Origin of the sequence: Ralstonia pickettii (genome assembly GCF_000607165.1) — a bacterium.
In the GTDB taxonomy this organism is placed as follows: domain Bacteria; phylum Pseudomonadota; class Gammaproteobacteria; order Burkholderiales; family Burkholderiaceae; genus Ralstonia; species Ralstonia holmesii.
This window is the reverse complement of the sequence record NZ_JFZG01000020.1, coordinates 23,218-37,430: the sequence shown is the minus strand read 5'-3', so window position 1 is coordinate 37,430 and position 14,213 is coordinate 23,218. Positions and strand designations below refer to the sequence as shown.

Here is a 14,213-nt window from a genome sequence, read left to right as displayed (position 1 = left end):
TCTATGCGGCGGGCCGAGGAACGTGACGCTTCGGTCCTGCCGGTCATTCGTCTGTGCCGCCAAGATTTTACCCGCCGTACCTTTCCGAGATCAAAACCGGCAACATTTTGATAATGTTTCTCGCCGCATCGGGCCGATATCCGCGTCAAATGGCGTGTAATCAGGCGGTCTGTGGTGGGTCAGCCGTTCGGTTGAGGGGAACGCGCACCGCCGGCCGGCAGTCAGAACGCTTTCCTGTGTGCCGCGATTCCCGCGTGGCACACTCTCGGCTCTTTCCTCCATGGAGTTCGCATGACCTGCTGGACGCGACGCGCCACGGCAACCGCCGCGCTTGCCTTTTCGACCTCGTTGCTCGCGCCTGGGGCGTTTGCCGCACCTGCAGCCAAGGCGGCTCCCAAGGCTGCAGCACCAGCTAAGGCAGTGCGCGATCCCGGCGACGTAGCGGTGCTGCTCGATGCCTTCCCGCTCGGCAAGCCGCTGCGCAAGCTGCCCTCGTGCGAAGACGTACGCGCGAATGGCGGCAAGGATGTCGCCGAATATTGCTCCGACGCGCTTGAATCGCATGGCCGCACGCGCTCGCTGGGCGTGCCTCAGGCATCGCGCCCCGAGTTGATGGATGGGCCGCAGGCTGTGCTCCTGATTGACCAGGATGGCAACATCGCCGGCATGTTCGTGCCGACGCGCGGCGTCGATACCGAGCAGCGCGTCTTCCAGGCCCTGTCCGATCGCTACGGCAAGCCCGCGCAGGAAGGCAAGGCGCCACTCAAGCTCAAGTCTGGCAAAACGGTCGATTCGCTGCGTGCACGCTGGGCAGGCCATCAGACCATCATCACGATGTACGCGATTCCCGAAGAGCCGCAGAACGGCACGGTGGAATTCCTTTGGGCGCCGCGTGCCGGGGCGGTCATGGACCAGATGCGTGCGGAAGTCGATCCGAATGCGCCCAAGCCGGCTGCTGCGTCCGGTGTGGCGGCTTCGGCACCCGCCGCGACGGCCAAGCCCTCTCCAGGCAAACCGACGCCTAAGCAGTGAGCTTACGGACACACGTTCGTAGTTTTCGGTTACACCGCTTACACCCGCATGACGCCGGCGTCGCTCGCCTCGGCTTATAACGTCCACATGGCTCCACTAGCGGGGCCGAAGGACGCTAATCATGAAAATCGTGGCTCTGGCCTTGTTGGCCGCGACGCTTGGGGGTTGTGCGGTGTATCCGGCACCGGTGGCCGTGGCCCCTGCGCCGGTCTATGTCGCACCGGCTTATCCGGCCTATTACGGCGGTTATTGGGGTGGACCGTCGGTGTACTTCAATTACCGCCACCGCTGATCGGCCGTTGGCTGATCTGCGTCTAGTCCGTTGAACGCAAGCCAGGCCAGCCCGGCGCCAACGTCTGCGGCAAGCCAAGCAGATCCAGCACGCGCCCGACCGTGTGGTCGACCAAGTCGTCGATCGTCTTGGGGCGCTGGTAGAAGCCCGGCACGGGCGGGAACACGATTCCGCCCATCTCTGTAACGGCCGTCATGTTGCGCAGGTGCGCCAGATTCAACGGCGTTTCGCGCACCATCAGAATGAGGCGGCGACGCTCTTTGAGCGTGACGTCGGCCGCGCGGGCAATGAGGTTGTCCGACAGGCCGTGCGCAACGGCCGCCAGCGTCTTCATCGAGCAGGGCGCCACCACCATCGCTTCCGCGGCAAACGAGCCGCTGGCAATGGTCGCCCCGATATCGCGCACGTTATGCACGACATGCGCCAGCGCTTCTACTTCTTCGCGTGCCATGTGCAGCTCGTGCTGCACGTTCATCAGCCCTGCGGGCGACATCAGCAGGTGCGATTCCACCCCCGCTGATTCACGCAGGCCCTGCAGAACCTGCAGCAGCCGCACACCGTAGATTGCCCCCGACGCCCCCGTGATGGCCACGATGATGCGGCGCACAGGTGGCGTTTGGGTCGCTGCGTTCAGGGTTGAGGTCACGCTGAAACGAGAACGGAGCTCAAGCAGCCAGCAGCGGCTGCAGTTCGCCGCTCTGGTACATCTCCATCATGATGTCCGAACCGCCGATGAATTCGCCCTTGACGTAGAGCTGCGGAATGGTCGGCCAGTTGGCGTAGTCCTTGATGCCCTGGCGGATTTCATCGTCTTCCAGCACGTTGACGGTGTGCGGCCGGTCTACGCCGCAGGCCTTCAGGATCTGGATGGCGCGACCCGAGAAGCCGCACATCGGAAATTGCGCCGTGCCCTTCATGAAGAGGACGACGGGGTGGCCTTTGACGATCTGGTCGATCTTTTCGTGCGTGGTGCTCATGGGGAGACTCGATTTGGTGAGGGGCGGCAGCTGGGTGTCCGAGCTGACATCCACATTGGAAAACCTGTCTATTTTAGCGAGGAACGCGCACCGGCGTTTTGATCCAGCCATTGCCCGCCGCTACAGCGGTCGTGGCCGGCCAGGTCTTGCGCCGTGAAGACGTTGGCGAAGCCCGCGCCGCCCAGCAGCGCACGCACAGGTTCGCCTTGGTCGTAGCCGTGTTCAAGCAGCAGCCAGCCGCCGGAGACGAGCCGCGCAGGCGCCCCTGCGACGATGCTGCGCAGGTGGCGCAGGCCGTCATCGTGGTCAGTGAGGGCGCTGGCGGGCTCGAAGCGCAGGTCGCCTTGGTCGAGGTGCGCGTCGGTGGCGGCGATGTAGGGCGGGTTGCTGGCGATCAAGTCGAAGGCGGCCGGCGCATCGGCTTCGGCCAGCGCGCTGTACCAGTCGCCCAGCGCAGCCTGGACGTTGGCGGCACCGAGCGCCTTGGCGTTGTCGATCGCCACGGCCAGCGCGTCGGAGGAGGCGTCGGTGGCCCATACGCGCGCGTCGCGCCGCGCCAGCGCAATCGTGATGGCGATGATGCCGCTGCCCGTGCCCATGTCGAGCACGGCCGGCGCATCGTGTTCTTCCAGACGGTCCAGCGCCTGTTCGACCAGCAATTCAGTATCGGGCCGCGGAATCAGCACGGCTGGCGTCACCTTGAACGTGCGGCCGAAGAATTCACGTTCGCCCAGCAGATAGGCCATCGGCTCGCCAGCCAGCCGGCGTGTGGCGAGTTCGCTGATCCGCGTGCGCGCCGTTACGTCGATGGCGCAGGTGTCTTGCGTGATGAGTTGCACGCGCGACAGGCCTGTCACGTGCGAGACCAGCATCCGTGCTTCCAGCGCAGGCAAGCCGGCGCCTGCCAGCACTGCCAGCGCGTCGGACACGCGAGCCAGGGTTTCGGGCGAAATGACGGGAGCAGACGACACGGCAACAGGCTAGCAGCGAAGATCGGGCGCACAAAATAACACGGGCCCGGCCGAAGTGGCGCGGGCCCGCGAGCGGGTCGGTGCGGTTAAGCAGCGTTTATTGCTTGGTCGCGTCCTTGACCTTGTTGGCCGCTTCCTTCGTGGCGTCAGCGGTTTTGTCGGCTGCAACCTTGGCGGCATCGGCCGTCTTGTCGGCCGCGGTTTTGGCGGCATCCTTGGCCTGGGCCAGCGCGCCCGATGCAGAGACCTGCGCATCCGACGCCGCTTGTGAAAGTTCCACCTTGGCGGCGTCGGCGGCCTTGCTCACGGCGGTGCCGGCGTTGTCGAGCGCCTGTTTGGCGGCGTCCTTCGATTGCTCCATCGCGCTCTTGGCGGCTTGGTCGGTGGCGTCGTCTTTCTTGCCGCAGGCGGCCAGACCGAGTGCGAGGGAGGTGGCGACAGTGATGGCCAGCAGTTGGGTACGCATTGCGATTCTCCTAATCGTGATGTTGCCGCGCTTGTTGGTGAGTGCTTGCCGGATGCGACCGGCGATGCACTCGGCGTGATCGAGATCGATTATAGGAACGCGAGGCCGGCGCGCCATCGCGCAAAGCTGTATCAAACGCAAGCGGATGTTACGGCAGGCGCGCTTTTTTAACGATTGGGCGATCAGGCGTCTTCGCCCAGCGCTGCGAGTTGTTCCGCCTGATGCTCGGCCGCCAATGCGCCCACAAGTTCGTCGATGTCGCCGTCCATGATCGCGTCGATCTTGTACAGCGTCAGGTTGATGCGGTGATCGGTCACGCGGCCTTGCGGGAAGTTGTACGTGCGGATGCGGTCGGAGCGGTCGCCCGAGCCTATCAGGCTCTTGCGGGCGCTGGCTTCCTTGGCTTGCGCTTCGCGCTCCTGGCGATCCTTCAGGCGCGCAGCCAGGACTTGCATGGCGCGGTCTTTGTTGCGGTGCTGGCTGCGGTCATCCTGGCATTCCACCACCAGACCGGTCGGCAAGTGGGTAATGCGCACGGCGGAATCCGTCTTGTTGATGTGTTGGCCGCCCGCGCCGGATGCGCGGAATGTATCGATGCGCAAATCCGCCGGGTTGATCTGGATGTCGGCCAGCGCATCGGCTTCCGGCATGACCGCCACGGTGCAGGCCGACGTATGGATGCGCCCCTGCGCCTCGGTGGCCGGCACGCGCTGCACGCGGTGGCCGCCAGATTCGAACTTCAGGCGCGAGTACGCGCCTTCGCCCACCAGCCGCGCAATCACTTCCTTGTAGCCGCCCAAGTCCGACGGCGATTCGCTCACGATCTCCACCTGCCAGCGCTGCCGTTCGGCGTAGCGCGTGTACATGCGCAGCAAGTCGCCGGCAAAGAGTGCGGATTCATCGCCGCCCGTCCCGGCGCGGATTTCCACGAAGATGTTGCGATGGTCGTTCGGGTCTTTGGGCAGCAGCAGGCGTTGCAGCTCGCCTTCGAGGGATTCCATGCGCTCACGCGCGGCGCGGAGTTCGTCTTCGGCAAACGCCTTCATGTCCGGATCGGCCGCCAGTTCCTGCGCGGTGGCGATGTCTTCCTCGGCCTGCTTCCACGCGGCAAATTGTGCGACCACGGGCTCCAGCTCGGCGTGCTCGCGCGTGAGCTTGCGGTATTGGTCGAGGTTGGCGGTGGCGTCTTCACGCGCGAGCAGCGCGTTGATTTCGACGATGCGCTCGGCCAGTTGGTCGAGCTTGGACAGCATGCTGGGCTTCATTCGGGCAGTCGCGGTGGGAAACGCTGGAAGCGAAGGCGGCGCATGATACCGCGCCAGAAGTTGCGTGCCGGAGTGAAAACATGCGGCGCGCGTGTGATGCGCTGGCCGCTAGCGCTCGGAGTGGCTGGACTGGCGGAACAACGCCGGCAGCAGGTCGATGAGCTGTTCGCGGCCTTCGCCCTGCGTGTGGTTGAGCGCATGCGTCGGGCCGTGGAGGAATTTCTTGGTCAGCGCTTGCGACAGCGCTTCGAGCACCAGCGCCGGATCATCGCCGCGCGCAAGCATGCGCTGGGCGCGTTCCAGTTCACCCTGGCGCAGCGTTTCGGCCTGCGCATGCAGATCGCGGATGATGGGCACCACGCTGCGCGCATCGAGCCAGTGCATGAAGTTCAGCACGCGCGTGTCGATGATGGCTTCGGCCTGCGCCACGGCGGCCTGCCGCAGCGCGTTGCCTTCGCGCACGATGGCGCCCAGGTCGTCCACGGTGTAGAGGAATACGTCGGACAGACGCGCGACTTCGGGTTCGATGTCACGCGGCACGGCCAGGTCGACCATGAACATCGGGCGGTGGCGGCGCTGCTTGATGGCGCGCTCCACGGCACCCAGGCCGATGATGGGCAGCGTGCTGGCGGTGCACGAAACAACGATGTCGAACTCAGCGAGCTTGGTCGGCAGTTCGGCCAGGCGCACGGCGCGGGCGTTCAGGCCCTGGTTCGACAGCGATTCGGCGAGCTTCTCGCCGCGTTCCAGCGTGCGGTTGGCGATCACCACCTCGCGTGGCGTCTGCGCGGCGAAGTGCGTGGCGCACAGCTCGATCATCTCACCGGCGCCGATGAACAATACGCGCTGATCGGCGATCGATTCGAAGATGCGTTGCGCCAGGCGTACAGCGGCAGCGGCCATCGACACGGAATGCGCGCCGATCTCTGTCGTGCCGCGCACTTCCTTGGCCACCGCAAAGGTGCGCTGGAATAGCTGATTCAGGTACGTGCCCAGGGCGCCCGCTTCGGTGGCGGTGCGCACGGCGTCTTTCATCTGGCCAAGGATCTGCGTCTCACCCAGCACCATGGAATCGAGCCCGCTGGCCACGCGAAACGCGTGGCGCACCGCGAGCGATTGCCCGAGCGAATACACATGGGGCGCGAGTTCGCCGGGATCGATGTTGTGGTGCTGTGCCAGCCAGCGAATCGCATGCTCGTGCGCGGTCTGCTCGGGCAAGTTGCCGTCGGTGGCGCAGTAGATTTCAGTGCGATTACAGGTGGAAAGGATGGCAGCTTCGGCCGTGCTTCTGAGGTGCGGCAGGTGCTGGCGCAGCGTGCCCAGCGCGGGCTTGAGCTGCTCGAGCGGAAACGCCACCTTCTCGCGCAGGGAAAGCGGCGCAGTGTGGTGGTTGATTCCGAGCGTCAGCAACTGCATGTGGGGCGGCCGGTTAAATGGGGACGGCACGAATTTTGAGCACTCTGGATTATAACGCCCGGCCCCCGGATGAGCAGGACCCAGGTCAAATCTGGTGGTGTGTGTGAATGAATGTCGGTTATTCGTCACGCGCCGCGCGGTGGGTCAGCGTGGCCTTCTGCAGCGTCCTGCGCTAAGGTACGCGTCCAGTTGAATCGCTCAAGGGCAATACGGAGAACAGGCATGGGGTGGATCGGGCCGCTGTGGATCGGGCTGGCGGTGGGCGTCGCGGCGCGTTGGTTGCATCCCGCAGGCAAACGCCTGGGGTGGGGGGCTGCGCTGGCGACGGGCGGGATTGGCGCGTTGTTCGGTTACTACAGCGGCCAGTTTGCCCACCTCTATGCCGATGGGCAGATCATGGCCTGGACGGCCGCCGTAGTGGGCGCCATGCTGCTGCCCGCCGCGTGGGGCCTGTTGCGCCGCTAGGGGCGAGTGTCCTGCGGCATTCTGGCGCGGTTCAGCCCGCGCCCAGGCCGGCAGTGCGCGCATCGCGCGCGGCCAGATAGCCGGCCATCAGCGTTTCCAGCCGCTTGAAGTCCACGGGTTTGGTCAGGTGATCCGTAAAGCCCGCGTCGCGGCAGCGGGCGATGTCTTCTTCCATGCCGTAGCCCGTAATCGCAATCGACGGTGCGGCTTGCCGCTCGGCAAAAACTCGCACCACGTCCAGGCCGCTGCCGTCTGGCAGACCAATATCGCTGATCAGCAGATCGAACGTGCCAGATTCAGCGGCTTGCATGGCCGTGCGGGCGCCATTGGCTACGGCGACGCTGTGGCCGAGGATTTCCAGCATCTGCGACATGGCTTCGGCTGTATCGGCGTTGTCTTCCACCAGCAGTACGTGCAGGCCGCGCGTCGGTTGGGCGCGTGGCGAGGGCGGCGAGGGCGGTGTCTCGAGCTGCACCATCTCGGTGGCCAGGGGCAGAGTGAGCGTGAATGTGGCACCCTCGTGGCGGCCGGCGCTCTCGGCAATCAGCGAGCCTTCATGCTTCTGCACCAGCGCGTAGGCAATCGCCAGACCTAGGCCCAGCCCGCCAAAGCGCTGCGTGATCGATGCATCGGCCTGCTCGAACGCCGAGAAGATACGCGGCAGTGCGTCGAGCTCAATGCCGATGCCGTTGTCCTTCACCGCCACGGCCACGGTGGCGGGCGACGGGTTCCAGACGCGCACCTCAATGGCGCCGCCTTCTGGCGTGAACTTGACGGCGTTGCGTACCAGGTTCCAGATCACCTGCTGGATGCGTGCGCCGTCGGCATACAGCCGGCTGCGGCCCGCCTCGAAGCGCGTCTTGAGCGACAGCCGCTTGGCCTGCATGTCGTTGCGCGACATCTCCAGCGTGCTCTCCAGCAGCGGATACAAATCGACCAGCGCAAAGCTCACCGCCAGCTTGCCGCGTGCAATGCCGGTGATGTCGAGCAGGTCGTCGATCAGGCGCGCTTCCAGCTCGGCATTGCGGCGCACGACTTCGAGCTGTGCGACCACATACGCTGGCAAATCCTGGCGCAGTTCCAGCAGATGCACGGCGGTCAGGATTGGCGTGAGTGGCGTGCGCAGTTCGTGCGAGAGCACGGCCAGGAAGTGGTCCTTGGCGTGATTGGCGGTCTCGGCTTCTTCCTTTGCACGGCGCAGGGCGTCGGCCGCGATGCGCTCTTCCGTGGAGTCGCGGATGATCTTGGAGAAGCCGACCAGTTGCCCGGTCTCGTTGTGGATGGCGGTGACCACGCTCGATGCGTAGAACGGCGTGCCGTCCTTGCGCAGCATCCAGCGGTCGTCGGTGAGGCTGCCTTCGCGGCGCGCGCGTTCGAGCTTGCGCTGGAATTCACCGGCCTCGCGCGCAGCCTGCGGATACAGAATCTCGGCCGACTTGCCGAGGATGTCCTCGCGCGCATAGCCGAGAATGCTGCGCGACGCCGCGTTCCAGGTGCGCACGATGCCCTGCGGGTCTAGCGAGAGCACAGCGTGCTCCTTGAGCGCGTTGATCAGCAGGCGAAAGTGCGTTTCCGCCTCGCGCAGGGCCGCTTCGGCAGCGATGCGCTGGCGGCGTTCGGCGGCTTCGGCCAGCGCGCGCAACAGCACCACGGGCAGGCGCTGCAGGCGCTGCTTGATGACGTAATCGGTGGCGCCGCGCTTGAGCATGTCCACCGCGTGCTCTTCGCCCAGTGCACCCGATACGAAGATGAACGGCGTTTGCGGCGCCATGCGACGCGCAATGTCGAGCGCTTCCGCACCCGTGAACTGCGGCAGCATGTAGTCGGCCAGGATGGCGTCGAAGGTCCGTGTGCTGAGCTGGGCGATGAAGTCGGACTCGTTGTCGACCAGCGTGGTGTCGGCCTGTAGGTTGGCGGTTTCCAGCCGTGCGCGCGTCAGTTCTGCGTCGAGCGGATTGTCTTCGACTAGCAGCAGTTGCAGATTGGGCATGGGGGCGAATGCTCCGGATGGGGCGGCTAGCTCGCCGGCAGCAACGTGCGGCGCGCCCGGGTGGAGCCGGGCGGCGGTTCGTTGAGCACCGCCCAGAACACGCCCAGGTCGGCAATCGCATCGACAAACGCACGGAACTCCACCGGTTTGACCACATAGGCGTTGACGCCCAGCTCGTAGCTGCGCAGCAGGTCGGTTTCTTCGCGCGACGAGGTGAGCATGACCACCGGCAGGCTCTTGAGCGCGGGCGTGGCGCGAATCTCGGCCAGCACTTCCAGGCCGTCGACCTTCGGCAGCTTCAAGTCGAGCAGCACCACGGCCGGGTTGCCCGGTACGCGTTGCGCGTAAAGATTGCGCGCGTGCAGGTAATCCAGCGCTTCAGCGCCGTCTCGGGTGACGACCACATCGTTGGCAAGCTGGCTGCGTTCCAACGCCAGCAAGGTCAGCTCGAGGTCGTTTGGGTTGTCTTCGACGAGCAGGATGGGTTTGAGCATGGTGACAATGAACGTGGAAAGAACGATCAGGCATCGCGAGTCATGGGTGTGCGCTGGCCCGCCCCGGATGCCACCTGCGGGTCGGGCGTGCGCGGCAGCGCGAAGTAGAACGTCGCGCCGCGGTCAAGCTCGCCCTCGGCCCATGTGCGGCCGCCATGGCGATCGATGATGCGCCGCACATTGGCCAGGCCGATGCCGGTGCCCTCGAACTCGTCCATGCGATGCAGCCGCTGGAACACGCCGAACAGCTTGGCCACGTATTCCATCGAGAAGCCCACGCCGTTGTCGGCAATGCGCACGATGGTTTCTGCGTCGGTCTGTTCGGCGTCGATATGGATGCGTGCCGGATCACGGTCACGCGTGTATTTGATGGCGTTGGAGAGCAGATTGCGCATCGCCAGTTGCAGGAATGCCGGGTCGGCGCGCACCACGGGCAACGCGGCGATGTTCCACTCGATATGGCGGCGCCCCTGGTCTAACGTCAGGTCCCGCACGACGCCGCGCACGAGCTGGGCGAGGTCGACATCGGTCAGGTGAAGCGCGCCCCGGCCCATCTGCGAGAAGGTGAGCAGATCGTCGACCAGCTTGCCCGCAAAGCGCGACGACTCCGAGATCGTCTGCAGAAAGTGCCGCCCGCGCGCCGAGACGTGCTCACCCTCCATCTCGTCGAGCAGTTCGGCATAGCCGGCAATGTGTCGCAGCGGGGCGCGCAAGTCATGTGAAACGGAATACGAGAACGCTTCCAGCTCGTGATTGGCGCGGCGCAGCTCGCTCGTCAACTCCGCGGCTTCTTCTGCGCGGCGCAGCACGATGTTGAGCACGGCGTAGCGGAACTCCGCGGCAGTTTCCACTTCGCTCGTGCGCCACGGGCGCGAGGTGTGCGCGATCTGCTCTTGCCAATGGTGCGTGCGACCGAGCATGTGCCCGGTTGCGTGGTCGCTGGCCAATTCCGGTGCGTCGCCCACCCAGCGTACGGTGTGCGGAGTTTCGGGGCGGAACCACAGCACGTAGTGGCGATGCAGTTGCGAAACCTGCACGGCCAGCACGCCGCTGGCCTGGGGCCGCAGCGCGGCGCCGTCCGGATAGGTGGTGGGCAGGCGGTCGGTGTGGAAGACCTCGCCGGGGTGCTCATTGGCCAGCCATTCGGTCAGGCGCACGATGCTGTCTTCGTCAGGCGCAGCACCGATGCGCACGCACTCGCCCTGGCGCACGATGGCGGCGCCGCTGGCCGAGGCAAAGCGCAGCGGATCGGCGGGATGTTCGATCAGGCCTTCGTGGAAATGGTCGCGATCGGCCATCGCGGCCAGCAGGCGCACCAGGATGCGTCGCAGTTCCAGCCGGTGGGCGATCTCGGCGCGGTCTTCCTTCGCTTCGATCTGCAGCGACAGAATCTGTGCGAGGTGTTCACATGCCGTGCGCACTTCAAACGACAACGAACAGGGCGTCGCATGGTGGCATGCGATCATGCCCCACAGGTTCCCGCGCACCGTAAGCGCCAGCGTGAGCGAGGCCTTCGCGCCCATGCGGCGCATGGTTTCGCGCTGCGCCTCGGACGCCGCGCGCAAGGCAGCGTACGTCAGATCAGTCGTGCGCCCCGTGGACGGATGCAGCGGGGGCACCAGCCCCACCGGCGTGTCGTCGACGTCTGCCACGAGCCGCAAGGGGTTGTGGCTATACAGGCTGCGCAGTTCGGGCGTCATGCCGGCGTCCGACAGGTGCGTGCCCACCAGCGTGTCATAGGCCTTGTCGCGCGCTTCGGCCAGTGCCTGCAAGGAGCCATCGCGGTCAATGCGGTAGATCGTGACGCGGCCAAAGCGGGTAAGGCGGCGGACTTCGCGGGCGGCGAGGTCCGTCAGCGCATCGACCGTGCCGACGGCTTGCAGGCTGGCGATGAAGGTGCGCACCAGCGGGTACATTGATGCAAACGCGCCGTCGGCCGCATGCACCGCGGGTTCCAGCTCCAAGATCAGAGTGCGCTTGTGCCGGTGCATCACCGCGTCGAGCGCGTGGCCGTGCGGCGTCTGCAGCGTGCCGATATACAGCGGATGGCCGTCGATGCTGTGTGTGCCCAGGGCGTGCTCCAGCAACTTGCGGCCGGCGGTGCCGATCACACGGTCGACGGGGGCCTGCAGCGCAGTGGCCAGTGGCGTACCCAGCGCGGCCTGCAGGTTTTCACTCGCCTGGTGGATGCGTAAATCGGGTTCGGACAGGCACAGCAACACCCCGCGCGACTGGATGGCAGCGTGGCTGCCGATGCCGGGCGAGGCGTCGATGTCGTCAACTACGGACAAGGGCGGAGGCGATTGCGAACTCATGGCGTTGGGCGAGTGCGCCGCCCCGAAGGCCTTGGCTGAATGCCTGGCGGGGGCGGCGGGCTGCCCCGGGCGGAAGCGGCCTGCCGGGGTTCAGCGTATCCGCTGTGCGCTACGCAAGCGACGTGCCCGACACGCGAAAACGGCATGACGATGCGCCCGGTGGAGCACTGAAGCCGCGTCATCGGTCCTTCCCGCATGTAAAAAAGTGATGCTGGGCCGCCTCAACGTTACAAGGCTGGACGGTACCCTGGCGGGCCTGTTACCCAGGCTTGCATACTCGCGTCCCCATGAAAAAAGCCCCGCAGCAATTGCGGGGCTTTTTCGTTGTGCTTGTGCTGATCAGACGTTGAACAGGAAGTGCAGCACATCGCCGTCCTTGACGATGTATTCCTTGCCTTCGGCGCGCATCTTGCCAGCTTCCTTGGCGCCTTGTTCACCCTTGAACTGGATGAAATCATCGTACGAAATCGTCTGGGCGCGGATGAAGCCGCGTTCGAAGTCGGTGTGGATGGCCGCAGCGGCGCGCGGGGCCGTGTCGCCGATGTGGATCGTCCAGGCGCGCACTTCCTTCACGCCGGCGGTGAAGTAGGTTTGCAGGCCGAGCAACTTGAAGGCCGCGCGGATCACGCGGTTCAGGCCGGGTTCGTCCATGCCGATGTCGGCCAGGAATTCAGCCTTGTCAGCGTCATCCAGATCCGCGATTTCGGCTTCGATGGCAGCGCAGACGGCCACCACCGGCGAATTCGTCTGCGCGGCGTAGTTGCGCACGGCGTCCAGGTGCGGGTTGTTCTCGAAGCCGTCTTCGCGCACGTTGGCGACGTACATGGTCGGCTTGGCGGTAATCAGGCACAGCGGCTTGATGGTTGCCCACTCGTCGTCGGTCAGGTTCAGGCCACGCACGGGTTTGGCTTCGTCCAGCACCTTCTGTGCTTTTTCCAGCACCGCGACCAGCTTGGCGGCTTCCTTGTCGTTGCCCGACTTGGCGGCCTTGGTGTAGCGCTGCAGTGCCTTTTCAACCGTGGCCAAGTCAGCGAGGGCCAGTTCGGTGTTGATGACCTCGATGTCGGCGATCGGGTCGACCTTGCCTGCGACGTGGATCACGTTTTCATCTTCGAAACAGCGCACCACGTGCGTGATGGCATCTGTCTCGCGGATGTTGGCCAGGAACTGGTTGCCCAGGCCTTCACCCTTGGAGGCGCCCGCCACCAGGCCCGCAATGTCGACGAACTCGACCACCGCCGGCAGCACCCGCTCGGGCTTGACGATGTCGGCCAGCGCTTGCAGGCGGACGTCCGGCACTTCCACCACGCCTACGTTGGGCTCGATCGTGCAGAACGGGTAGTTCTCGGCAGCGATGCCGGCTTTGGTCAGGGCATTGAACAGGGTCGACTTGCCGACGTTCGGCAGACCAACGATGCCGCATTGGAGGCTCATGGTGAAAAAGGCTCTAAATCAAGGGGTTGCGTGACGCGGGGGAGGCGGCAGCACAGCGGAATCCGGGCTGTGCGCGTCGTTCACGGAAAGGCGTGATTGTAACCGCTCCGGATGGCGTCTAGCCCTGGGATGCCGCTTCGGCGCGCTTGCGCTGCGTGCGGCTGGCCAGCACCAGGGCAATGCCGCCGAGGATGGCGGCGGAGGCGGCAGCCAGGCGCGGTGTCAGCGGCTCCGCCAGGAACAGCACCGCGCCGAACGCCGCAATGGGCGGCACCGACAGTTGCACCGCCGCCGCACGGATCGCCGACAGCCCTTTGAGCGCGGCGTACCAGATCACATAGCCGATGCCCGAAGTGAGCGCGCCGGAGGCGAGCGCGAGCAGGATACCGGCCGGGCTGGCGTGTGCGCGGCCATACAGCAACAGGCTCAGCGCAAGCGCCATGGGCGCGGCGCGCAGGAAGTTGCCGGCAGTGGCAGCCAGCGGATTGTCGAGCCCGCGCCCGCGCAGGGAATACACGCCCCAGGCGATGCCCGCCACCGTCATCAACGCGGCACCCAGCGGCGTCGGCGCTGTCACGCCGGGCGATACGAGATAGACGAGCCCACCTGCCGCCAGCGCAAAACCCGCCCAACCAAGGGCCTCGAACCGTTCGCCGGCACGCAGGCCAGCCGCCAGCATGGTGAGCTGCACCGCGCCAAACAGAATCAGCGCGCCGGTGCCTGCGCTCAGCGTCAGATACGCAAACGAGAAGAACGCGACGTAGAGGAACAACATCGTCGCGGCAGCCCAATCAGCACGCGCTGGCGGCGCCCGCCCCGCGCTCGCCCGCGCAAGGACGGCCAGCACGACGGCGCCCGACACCAGCCGGATGCTGGAAAAGCTCGCCGCATCGATGGCAGCGTGCTGCAACGCCAGCCGGCACAGCAGCGAGTTCGACGCGAACGCCACCATGGTGATGCTGGTGAGCAGCACCGTGCGCAGGGCGGGGTGCACGTCGTTCGTCTGGTCCATGTGAGTTCTCATGCGATGGGCAATCGGCGCGCCAGAGATGCCTGGCCAGGGAATGTCGACGTGATTCACGTGTCCAATTCTTCG

The 14,213-nt window shown here is 65.6% G+C and carries 14 protein-coding genes; 3 read left to right on the top strand and 11 right to left on the bottom strand.

The annotated features are described in order from the left end of the window. Positions 1 to 291 precede the first annotated feature (291 nt). Positions 292 to 1,032 (top strand): hypothetical protein, encoded by a 741-nt coding sequence (locus BG83_RS0116780; RefSeq protein ID WP_024977799.1) that lies wholly within the window; start codon positions 292 to 294, stop codon positions 1,030 to 1,032. 121 nt (positions 1,033 to 1,153) lie between these two features. Further along, on the top strand, positions 1,154 to 1,324 hold the full coding sequence (locus tag BG83_RS29700; RefSeq protein ID WP_024977798.1) for a hypothetical protein: 171 nt from the start codon (positions 1,154 to 1,156) through the stop codon (positions 1,322 to 1,324). Between the two features lie 22 nt (positions 1,325 to 1,346). On the opposite strand, the gene BG83_RS0116770 is transcribed toward BG83_RS29700, so the two are convergent. From BG83_RS0116770 to hemA, 6 genes are all read right to left on the bottom strand, one after another. Further along, positions 1,347 to 1,970, bottom strand: a complete 624-nt coding sequence (locus tag BG83_RS0116770) for a UbiX family flavin prenyltransferase (RefSeq protein WP_024977797.1) — start codon at positions 1,968 to 1,970, stop codon at positions 1,347 to 1,349. Positions 1,971 to 1,989: 19 nt separating this feature from the next. Then, the gene (gene grxD / locus BG83_RS0116765; protein ID WP_024977796.1) at positions 1,990 to 2,301 is read right to left on the bottom strand and encodes a Grx4 family monothiol glutaredoxin; all 312 of its coding nucleotides are present in this window, start codon (positions 2,299 to 2,301) and stop codon (positions 1,990 to 1,992) included. 68 nt (positions 2,302 to 2,369) lie between these two features. Next, complete coding sequence (gene prmC / locus BG83_RS0116760; protein ID WP_024977795.1) at positions 2,370 to 3,272, bottom strand: peptide chain release factor N(5)-glutamine methyltransferase; 903 nt, start codon at positions 3,270 to 3,272, stop codon at positions 2,370 to 2,372. A 97-nt stretch (positions 3,273 to 3,369) separates the two neighbouring features. Next, positions 3,370 to 3,738: a hypothetical protein gene (locus BG83_RS0116755; RefSeq protein WP_024977794.1), complete on the bottom strand. Its 369-nt coding sequence runs from the start codon at positions 3,736 to 3,738 to the stop codon at positions 3,370 to 3,372. Between the two features lie 182 nt (positions 3,739 to 3,920). Further along, a complete protein-coding gene (prfA, locus tag BG83_RS0116750) occupies positions 3,921 to 5,003 on the bottom strand; it encodes a peptide chain release factor 1 (protein WP_012436504.1) in 1,083 nt (360 codons plus the stop codon). Between the two features lie 108 nt (positions 5,004 to 5,111). Continuing rightward, a complete protein-coding gene (hemA, locus tag BG83_RS0116745) occupies positions 5,112 to 6,419 on the bottom strand; it encodes a glutamyl-tRNA reductase (RefSeq protein ID WP_024977793.1) in 1,308 nt (435 codons plus the stop codon). Between the two features lie 222 nt (positions 6,420 to 6,641). Here hemA and BG83_RS0116740 point away from each other — a divergent pair, with 222 nt between their 5' ends. Beyond that, on the top strand, positions 6,642 to 6,884 hold the full coding sequence (locus BG83_RS0116740) for a GlsB/YeaQ/YmgE family stress response membrane protein (protein ID WP_024977792.1): 243 nt from the start codon (positions 6,642 to 6,644) through the stop codon (positions 6,882 to 6,884). A 31-nt stretch (positions 6,885 to 6,915) separates the two neighbouring features. On the opposite strand, the gene BG83_RS0116735 is transcribed toward BG83_RS0116740, so the two are convergent. The 5 genes from BG83_RS0116735 to BG83_RS0116715 all read right to left on the bottom strand — a co-directional run bounded on the left by BG83_RS0116735 (position 6,916) and on the right by BG83_RS0116715 (position 14,129). Beyond that, positions 6,916 to 8,874 (bottom strand): response regulator, encoded by a 1,959-nt coding sequence (locus tag BG83_RS0116735; protein WP_024977791.1) that lies wholly within the window; start codon positions 8,872 to 8,874, stop codon positions 6,916 to 6,918. Between the two features lie 26 nt (positions 8,875 to 8,900). Beyond that, positions 8,901 to 9,368, bottom strand: coding sequence for a response regulator (locus BG83_RS0116730; RefSeq protein ID WP_024972795.1), 468 nt, complete (start codon positions 9,366 to 9,368; stop codon positions 8,901 to 8,903). Positions 9,369 to 9,394: 26 nt separating this feature from the next. Beyond that, a complete protein-coding gene (locus BG83_RS0116725; protein ID WP_024977790.1) occupies positions 9,395 to 11,683 on the bottom strand; it encodes an ATP-binding protein in 2,289 nt (762 codons plus the stop codon). A gap of 339 nt (positions 11,684 to 12,022) precedes the next feature. Next, positions 12,023 to 13,117 (bottom strand): redox-regulated ATPase YchF, encoded by a 1,095-nt coding sequence (gene ychF / locus BG83_RS0116720; RefSeq protein ID WP_024977789.1) that lies wholly within the window; start codon positions 13,115 to 13,117, stop codon positions 12,023 to 12,025. A gap of 118 nt (positions 13,118 to 13,235) precedes the next feature. Next, positions 13,236 to 14,129 (bottom strand): DMT family transporter, encoded by an 894-nt coding sequence (locus tag BG83_RS0116715; RefSeq protein ID WP_024977788.1) that lies wholly within the window; start codon positions 14,127 to 14,129, stop codon positions 13,236 to 13,238. Positions 14,130 to 14,213 lie beyond the last annotated feature (84 nt).